This is a genomic window from Calditerrivibrio sp., from assembly GCA_026415135.1.
Taxonomy (GTDB): domain Bacteria; phylum Chrysiogenota; class Deferribacteres; order Deferribacterales; family Calditerrivibrionaceae; genus Calditerrivibrio.
Genome location: JAOAHS010000032.1, coordinates 69,095 through 78,009, shown reverse-complemented (window position 1 = coordinate 78,009; position 8,915 = coordinate 69,095). Strand labels below are relative to the sequence as shown.

The 8,915-nt window shown below is 35.6% G+C and carries 9 protein-coding genes and 1 tRNA gene; 3 read left to right on the top strand and 7 right to left on the bottom strand.

From position 1 onward, the window contains the following. The 3 genes from N3C60_06165 to N3C60_06155 form a co-directional block, all read left to right on the top strand. Positions 1-307 (top strand): PD-(D/E)XK nuclease domain-containing protein (locus N3C60_06165; protein MCX8084489.1); only part of this gene is annotated, 307 nt, incomplete at its 5' end. Between the two features lie 56 nt (positions 308-363). Then, positions 364-456, top strand: a tRNA-Ser gene (locus N3C60_06160). A gap of 23 nt (positions 457-479) precedes the next feature. Further along, a complete protein-coding gene (locus N3C60_06155; protein ID MCX8084488.1) occupies positions 480-1,019 on the top strand; it encodes a hypothetical protein in 540 nt (179 codons plus the stop codon). On the opposite strand, the gene N3C60_06150 is transcribed toward N3C60_06155, so the two are convergent. The 7 genes from N3C60_06150 to N3C60_06120 are packed head-to-tail and all read right to left on the bottom strand — an operon-like array spanning position 1,008 to position 8,904. Continuing rightward, on the bottom strand, positions 1,008-1,556 hold the full coding sequence (locus N3C60_06150; GenBank protein ID MCX8084487.1) for a thiamine phosphate synthase: 549 nt from the start codon (positions 1,554-1,556) through the stop codon (positions 1,008-1,010). The two genes, N3C60_06155 and N3C60_06150, sit on opposite strands and share 12 nt — an antisense overlap. Continuing rightward, positions 1,553-4,369: a bifunctional [glutamate--ammonia ligase]-adenylyl-L-tyrosine phosphorylase/[glutamate--ammonia-ligase] adenylyltransferase gene (gene glnE / locus N3C60_06145; protein ID MCX8084486.1), complete on the bottom strand. Its 2,817-nt coding sequence runs from the start codon at positions 4,367-4,369 to the stop codon at positions 1,553-1,555. Before glnE ends, N3C60_06150 begins: the two co-directional genes overlap by 4 nt. Then, a complete protein-coding gene (locus N3C60_06140) occupies positions 4,353-5,384 on the bottom strand; it encodes a HAMP domain-containing histidine kinase (GenBank protein MCX8084485.1) in 1,032 nt (343 codons plus the stop codon). The genes glnE and N3C60_06140 overlap by 17 nt, the downstream gene beginning before the upstream one ends. 1 nt (position 5,385) lies before the next feature. Further along, positions 5,386-5,964: an indolepyruvate oxidoreductase subunit beta gene (locus N3C60_06135; protein ID MCX8084484.1), complete on the bottom strand. Its 579-nt coding sequence runs from the start codon at positions 5,962-5,964 to the stop codon at positions 5,386-5,388. Next, a complete protein-coding gene (gene iorA, locus N3C60_06130) occupies positions 5,964-7,697 on the bottom strand; it encodes an indolepyruvate ferredoxin oxidoreductase subunit alpha (protein ID MCX8084483.1) in 1,734 nt (577 codons plus the stop codon). Before iorA ends, N3C60_06135 begins: the two co-directional genes overlap by 1 nt. Before the next feature lie 3 nt (positions 7,698-7,700). After that, entirely contained in the window at positions 7,701-8,249 is a 549-nt protein-coding gene (locus tag N3C60_06125; protein ID MCX8084482.1) for a hypothetical protein, read from the bottom strand. Continuing rightward, complete coding sequence (locus tag N3C60_06120; GenBank protein MCX8084481.1) at positions 8,242-8,904, bottom strand: histidinol phosphate phosphatase domain-containing protein; 663 nt, start codon at positions 8,902-8,904, stop codon at positions 8,242-8,244. Before N3C60_06120 ends, N3C60_06125 begins: the two co-directional genes overlap by 8 nt. Positions 8,905-8,915: the final 11 nt, after the last annotated feature.

The window sequence follows — 8,915 nt, the reverse complement described above, 5'->3', positions numbered from 1 at the left end:
GATGTATGAGAGGGAGGGTTATTATGTGTCAGTGTTTTATGCGTACATGAAGGGTATGGGTGTGGAGGTGATAGGTGAGGATGTGACGAATAAAGGTAGGATAGATCTGACGCTGATATTTCCAGATGTGGTGTATGTGATGGAGTTTAAGGTTGATGAGGGTGGAGCATTGGAGCAGATAAAGGGTAAAAGGTATTATGAGAAATATCTTTCAATGGGTAAGGATATATACCTTGTGGGTATAGAGTTTGATAGTGGTAAGAGGAATGTTGGTAATTTGGAATGGGTGGAAATACCTTCAGTATAGAAATATCAAAAACCTTGACATACTAAGACATTTACTGTATAAATGCATTTCACAATGGAGAGATGGCCGAGTCGGGTCGAAGGCGCTCGATTGCTAATCGAGTGTACCCTTTAAAAGGGGTACCAAGGGTTCAAATCCCTTTCTCTCCGTTTTTTATAATAAGGAGAAGATGATGATGAGGATATTTACCTTAGCAATTGTTATTATAATGTCTACTTTTATTTTATCATGCTCACAAAATACTGTAAAAGAAGATCCATCTAATCAAAAAACAGATAAACAGGCATCAACAATGGGGACTGCTCAGCAGAAAGATAATCCTGTTAACCCTCATGGCGATACTACTATGCAGGCAAAGCAGCCAAAGCCTATAGTGGTACCTAATGATGTGGCTAAAAAGTTTAAATTTGTAAATATCAATGTAATTAGTCTAAAGGATAATAAAACCATCACTACTAAGGCTGAGATAGGTAAAGAGACTACAGTACCAAACACGAATGTCAAGATATATGTAGAAGCTTATTTGCCAGATTTTACAATGGGAACAGAGAATATTACATCAGCCTCAGCGGAAGAGAAAAACCCGGCGGTAAAGGTAAAGATTACTACCAAATCAAATGTTCACGAGGGCTGGATTTTTAAAAACTTCGAAATACATAAGATAGAAGATCCAGATTACGATTTCAAACTGGTTGGCGGGCTACCTAACTAAGTTGGGTAGCTCCTCTATATCATTTATAAAAGATATCCCTGCAATACCATAAAATCCTTTTCCACGTAACTGGCAAACATTGTGTTTGTTAATGCCTCCTAATGCAAATATCTTTTTTTTATAATCACTTATATCTATGGCTCCTATAGGGGTTACATTGTATTCTTTTTTTGTCCAGAAAATAGGGCTAAGTGTAAAATAATCAGCTTCATTTTCTTTAATTTCTTTTAGAGAATGGGCTGAATATCCTATCAAAAGTTCAGGAAATTTCTTCTTTATAACTTCTGGTGGTGTTGAATGGGCACCGAGATGAACCCCATTAAAACCTGCCATTTTAGCAAGATCTGCTCTTTCTGAAACAATCAATTTAGCTTCAGGTGCTAATTTCCTTAGATTAATCATGATGTTAAACATTTCTTTGGTATCTATCTTTTTAACTCTAAACCAAATTATATCAGAGTATTGTACAGATTTAATAAAGGTATTTATTAGGTTACTTTTATAAGTGTCATAATCTAATATGAACAGGATTTTCATATAGTACTGTAAAACTCAAATAATCTATTAAATGTGTTTCTGACAGATTTTCTGCTATCATCAATCTGGGAGAAAAGTTTTTCACTATTTTTAAAATTTAAAAATTCAGCTATTTTTTGAATATATTCAGGAGATTTAGGTAGTTTTGACGATGGTTTGTTATCTATGATTCTTATAATGTTTTCTAAGTTTCTGTAGAATATATAATTATTGTGAAATGAATAGAAATCTCTCCCCTTTATTAATTCTAAATCTTTTATAATATGTAAAAGGTCGTGGCTGTTTCTTTTTCTAAGCTCTGGCTGTTCGTGACCATGTTTTAGCTGTAGCATTTGAATAGAAAATTCTATATCTATGATACCACCTAAACCAGCTTTAATATCATACATTTCATAAGGTTCCCCTTTTTCCCTTTGGATACGCATTCGCATATCATAAATTTCATTTATTTCTGACTGATTTAAAGACTTAGTAAATAGGACATCGTTAACCAGTGTGTAAAAAGGATCTGACAAAGAGCTATTTTTATTGATCACATCGGCTCTGAGTAATGCCTGTTTTTCCCAGAGCATAGCTTTATTAAACTGATATTCTTTAAAAGATCTAAAAGTCGTGACTAAAGCTCCCTTTGACCCACTTGGTCTTAATCTCATATCTATGGAATAAAGAATGCCATATACAGTAGGGGTAGCTAAGTATGAGATTACTTTTTGGACCAATTTTGAGAAAAATTCCTGATTTGTTTTACCAGTTTCTGTATAACCTTCATCTTCGTAAAGAACAATAATGTCAAGGTCCGAACCGAAGCTCATCTCCTGACTTCCCAATTTCCCCATACCTAAAATCAGGTAATCGCAGAGGGATCCATCAGATTTCATTGGTCTACCATATTTTTTTATTACTCGCTCATACTCTTTGTAAAAAGCGAAATTTATTACAGCATGGGCAAGCTGGGTAAGACTTTTGCCACAGTTTACCACATTTATACCGTTGTTTAGATAGGAGTATGCTATGTTGAAAAATAGTTCTTGAAATTTTTTTCTAGTGAGATTGTATTCAAACTCTTCATCTTCAATATTGGATATACTATCTAAGAAAATCTCATAGATATTGTTAGAGGTATAATCTGAGTCTTTTGGGTCGTAGATATAGTCTAAAAGGTTTTTGTTTTGTAGGATAAGATTTGGTAGGTAGTTGCTATATTTGATAATATTGATAAGTTTTTTAAGTATTATTGGTGAACTTGCAAATATATCATAAAAGAGATATATGGTGTCTGATCGCTGGAAAAATCTATCAAAAAAGTTAAGGATTTTGGGGGATTCATTTAACTCTCTTATTTCATTGAGTATAATCTCCATAATTTTTAGTAGAAATTTTGTTTCATTTGAACCTCTGCCTTTTTTTGTAAATATCTTTTTTATTATTTCTGCAACGGTTTCTGGATGTTTATAACCATTTTCTTTAAAAAAGTAGGTGAGATCTTCTATTTCTAATTCTTCATCTGCAATGATTTTAGATAAGTCGGGTTTTTCTTCTGATATGATAGAGTTAAATATTTTATTGACCTGGTTTGTAACTCTATGGTATTCTTCAAAAAGCTCTTCAGCTGAATTGAATCCTGCTCTTTCCACATATAGATCAAACCGCTCTGAGTCTTCTGGTATTACATATGTTTGTTGTTCCAATTCTATTTGTGCCATGTGTTCAAGTTTTCTCAAAAAACGATAAGCATATTCAAGGAGGCTTGCTTCTTCTGGTGTTAGAACACCATGTTCTTTTAGAAGGGTTATAGACTCTAATGTGTTTTTTTTGTATATGAAAGGTTTTTTGGGATAATTTAATATTTGTAAGGCTTGAATGGTAAACTCTATCTCTCTTATACCTCCGTATCCCAGTTTGACATCTTTTTTGGAGCCTTTAAGTTTTACTCTGCTGGTTATTTTAGATTTAATATCCAAAAGATCGTTTATGAGTTTGTAGTCGATACTTCTTCTGAATATAAAGGGTCTAAGTTGGGAAAGTAGCTTTTCACCTATCTCTTTGTCACCTGCTACAACACTACCTTTAAGTAGCATCATCCGTTCCCAGTTTTGTCCGTAAAGCTCATAATAAGTTTCATAGCTTCGTATAGGCATGGCAAGGGGACCTTTGTCCCCATCAGGTCTTAGACGCAGGTCAACTCTATAGACAAAGCCTTTTTCAGTTCTTTCGCTGATGTAATATTTTATCTTTTCCCCTAACTTTACAAAAAATTCGTGGTTGGTGAGTCTACCCTTTGTTCCACCAGATGTTTTACCTTTTTCGGTACCGTAAACATACATGATATCTATGTCTGAACTAAAATTCAACTCCCATCCTCCAAGTTTACCCAGTCCTATTACTGCAAAACCTACTATATCATTGTTTTCATCTTGAGGCGTACCATAAAGTTGGGAGAGTTTTTTATACCCATATTGGTATGCTATCTCCAGCATCGCAGAAGCGAAGGAAGATAGGTGAGAGGTAATACTATGGAGATCACGGTTCGGAGAAAGTTCTTCCATTGCAATTAAGATGTATTCTATAAACTTGAAATCCCTCAGAAATGACAGAAAATCCTCTTCAGCCATTGAAAAAGGGTTCGAAGCAATGATTTCATTAAATATAGTTTCTTTTGTTCTTGTTGTACCAAGTTTATCTAAGGCTTTGATGGCAATATACGGATCAGAGATGATTCTGGATCGTAGAAAAGTGGAGTGTTTCAGTACAGGGGTGAGTATTTCTAAATGTTGTTGATTGAGGAGATTATAGATCTCACTCTGATTCTCCATAAATCACTTCCGGAAGAAAGATCTTAAATGTTGTCCAATGCCCTTCTTCGCTTTCTACTTTAATATGTCCTCCGAAATCGGTTATAGCTAATTTTACCATAGAAAGGCCTAAGCCAGATCCATTGCTTTTTGTTGTGAAGAAATTGTCAAAAATTTTGTCTATTATTTTTTGAGGGATACCGCAACCGTTATCCGTTACCGAGATTCTTACAAATGGTTTGCTGTCTAATATGGCTCTTTCTATACTAATCATGATGTTGCCTGGCTTTGTTCCTATTGCTTCCACAGAGTTTAAGCATAAGTTGAATATAGCATGGGTAAATCTACTTTTGATTATCCTTACCACGGCATTTTTTGCCATATCCACGAGTTCTATTGAGATATTTTTAGGTAGAACACGTTCCATAATCTCTATATCTTCCCTTAAAAGCTCTGAAATAACCACTTCCTCATAATTAGAAGAGGTATCCCTTGTGATACTCAGGATATGTTTTATAAAATCATTTGAATCCCTTATCATATCTTCTATGATATTGGCATAATCATAAATTTGATCGAGGGATTTTGATTGTTTTATAAGTTTTAAATATATTTTAATATTGTTTAAAATGTTTTTAAAATCATGGGCAAAACCTGCAGCCATAGCTCCAATTGCTTCCTGTTTTTGGGCTAAACAAAATTGCTTTTCCACCTCTTTAATGTTAGTGATATCTTTAAAAATAGTTAGCTTAAGGTGTTTTTTAAATCCGGTTTCAAAAAGTTTGGTGGTGATATCTACAACTATCTTTTCGTTATTGGGTAGTATCAATGTAGTTTCTCCAGCTTTAAGGGTGAGGTTACTGGAGAAATTGAAAATTTTATTGATGATCCTTTCATCCTTTATTATTTTATATATATTATCATAGTTTTTAAATAAAGTAGCTGCCGGGGCATTCATCTTCTTTATATTACCATCGTTATCGTGGATGAAGATGTACCCTGGCAGAATATCGAATATCTTTTTGTAATAATACATGTTATTTTTTCTGTTTTCTACCGTTATGGAATGCTTTTATATTTACTTCGATAGTTTTGGGTGGTACCTTTTTTTCGATGGCTTTTTCCCAGTTTTCCACAGAGAAGGGTAGAAAATTTGATAAGTACCCAAGACAGACTACACTGACACCTTTAGGGTTACCACTTTCTTTGGCTATCGTAAATGCATCGAAAAGGTACCGCTTTTTGAAGAGAGGATAGTTTTCTTCTACCTGTTTGTCAGGGTACAGTTCAGCATCGTTTATTATGCTTGTGGGGATTATCTTTTGAGTATTACTAATGAGGATCGTTTTTTTATTGACATATTCCAAATATCTTAAAAACTCCATTTTTTCCAATGAGAGTATAATATCAGCACCACCTGTAGGGATGATTGGGGAAAGAACTTTTTCTCCGATCCTTACATGGCTTACTACACTACCGCCTCTTTGGGCCATACCGTGTATTTCACTTTTTTTGGTATCAAAATTTTCTAAAAGGGCTACATTACATATTATATCACTGGCAAGAACTGTTCCTTGCCCACCAACACCAACAACTAATATATCACATTTTTTCATTATTGACCCCTCTGATTTATTGCACCAAATCTACAGACCTTTACACAAAGCTCACATCCTGTACATATAGCTTCATCTATGAGTGCTTTTCTCTCATTCTTTAGCCACGATATGGCTGGACAACCTATTTTGGTACATGCTTTACAGCCTGTACATTTGTCTTTTTCGATGAAAAATGGTGAGGCTATTACGGTTCTATCTACGAATATGCAGGGTTTATTGGTGACGATAACACTCAATTCATCAGCCTCTACTTCTTCTTTGATGACCCGAAGACATTCATCTATATCAAAAGGATCCACCACCCTGACCCTTTTAATACCCATACCTTCACAGAACTTTGCTATGTCTATTTTTGGGGCAGGTTCTTGTCTTATACTTAAGCCAGTAGCTGGATTTGGCTGATGCCCAGTCATGCCTGTAGTGGTGTTATCCAAAATGATCACGGTGCTTTTACCTTTGTTGTAAAAAGAATTTATAAGACCGTTTATACCAGTGTGTAAAAAAGTAGAGTCTCCTATGACAGCTACCGACTTCTTAGCAAGTTCACCGTCTGATCCTTTGTCGATACCATGTGCCATCGAAACACTGGCACCCATACAAACAGTAGAATGAATAGCGCTCAAAGGTGGTAATAACCCCAAAGTATAGCAACCTATATCACCGGAAACATACAACTTAAGTTTGCTTAGGGCATAAAAGATACCCCGGTGGGAGCAGCCGGCACACATTGATGGAGGTCTACCGGGCAAATTCTCAATGGTTTTTGTGGAGGGGAGTTTTTTGTTAAAAAGCTTTTTGACAATATCTACAGATAGTTCTCCGAGAGGTGATCGATTGAGTTTTTGTAGCTTTATTCCCGCTGCAAGTAATTCTGTTTCGATGAAATTGTCAAGTTCTTCTACTACATATAGCTTTTTTACTTTTTTTGCAAAGACTTTTATCTTTTCTATAGGTAGCGGCCATATCATTCCTAACTTAAATATGGATGCATCCGGTAGGGCCTCTTGCACATATTGGGAAACGATCCCAGAACAAACAATACCGATACTTGTAGACTTTAATTCCTCTCTATTTAAATCTATATTATTGCTTAGCTCTTGTAACTTTATAAGTCTTTCTTCCACAAACTTGTGTCTTCCCCTACCATTTGCAGGGACCATGACCCATTTAGGTATATCGATCTCCAAACCTTTTGAGGGTAGCTCTACTCTATCTTTTAGCTCAACTACCCCAGCACCGTGGGATAAGCGGGTACATGACCTTACAAGAACGGGTGTACAGAATTGTTCGGAGATATCAAAAGCAATCTTGATAAAGTCTTTTGCTTCTTGGCAATTTGATGGTTCAAGCATGGGTGCTTTAGCAAATCTTGCGTAGTGCCTACTATCCTGTTCATTCTGGGAACTGAACATATTTGGATCATCAGCAACCAAAACTACGACGCCACCATGCACTCCAGTATAACTAAGTGTCATTAGAGGGTCAGCTGCTACGTTTAAACCTACGTGCTTCATACATGTCATCCCCCTGACACCTGCCTGGGATGCACCTATTACTGTTTCTAAAGCTACTTTTTCGTTTGCTGCCCACTCACAGTAAATCTCTTTGTAGTGTTTAATGTTGTCAGTTATTTCAGAACTTGGTGTACCGGGATAAGAACTAACAACCTTTACTCCCGCTTCAAAAGCACCCCTTGCAAAAGCTTCATTACCACTAAAAATAACCTTCATTATCTACTCCCAGTTTTTTGTATTTGTAATGAGTCTTGTGTTTAAAGTTTCGTTGTCCAGTAAGGCTAATTTACTCTTATCCAGGACGACCTCTCTGTATTTCCATATATAGCTGAGTTTACCATTCTCTTTGTATTTAGTAATATCAATCTTTTCACCTAAATCATAAAGAATACTATCGGCGAATTCTTTGTAGTCACCTAAAACTTTTTTTAAATACTCCTTCCCTTTTTCATTACCCATACCTACAAGTATAATACCACCTCTGTAATAGCAGTAGTCCTTGAGATTTTTTATAGGTTCGCAAGTTTTTATATATTTTTCAACGGTGTCTGTTGTAATATCACCGGAGTTCAATTTGACTTCAAGTTCACCAATTTTATTTATCTCTGCACTTTTTTGGTTTTCATAAAACTGATATAAGCCATAGATGGATAAACCTATGACGATTAAACCAAGCATTGTGCCAATTATTCTCTTAAAATTTCTGTTGATAAAGCTTTCCACTTTATCTATAGGTATTTCATCAACGTTTTGTTGCGGTTTAGTCATTAAATCCTCCTTGTTTATTGAAAAGGTATCTATTGTTTTCAAAGACTCTTGCTATTTCCTCTTCGTTAAGACCTACACCACACAAGATCTTCGTGGCCATATCTTTATCTGTGTAATCACCGGGAGCGTGAAAATCGTTGTTAATCACAAGGTTGCAGCCGTATTTTTTTGCCATCATTGCCACATAAGCATTTGTTAGAGAATGTCCTTTGCGTGTGGTGATCTCTAAATAGATACCATTTTGGGCTGCCAGCTTTGCATCTTCATCTTTAATGAGACCTGGATGGGCTAATATATCCACTTTTGCTTCAATTGCAGCTCTGTTGGTACCTTCAGCCACAGGTTCCACTATCGTTTCTCCGTGAACAAGTATGATATCTGCACCATTACTTCTGGCAATTTCTGTTATACGGCCTATACGAGATGGTAAAACATGGGTAAATTCCAAGCCGATAATAACTTTAAAATCCACTGATGAGGCATTGAAATCCTCTTTGAATTTTAACTGCTTCTCCAGAAGAAAAAGGAAATTGGACTCATCTGCGTGGTCTGTAATGGCTATCCCTTTGTAGCCCTTTACCTTTGCTCTTCTACATGATTCTGATGGTATTAATACACCATCACTGAAGGTTGTGTGTGTATGTAAATCGTACATTTTTCCCTCAT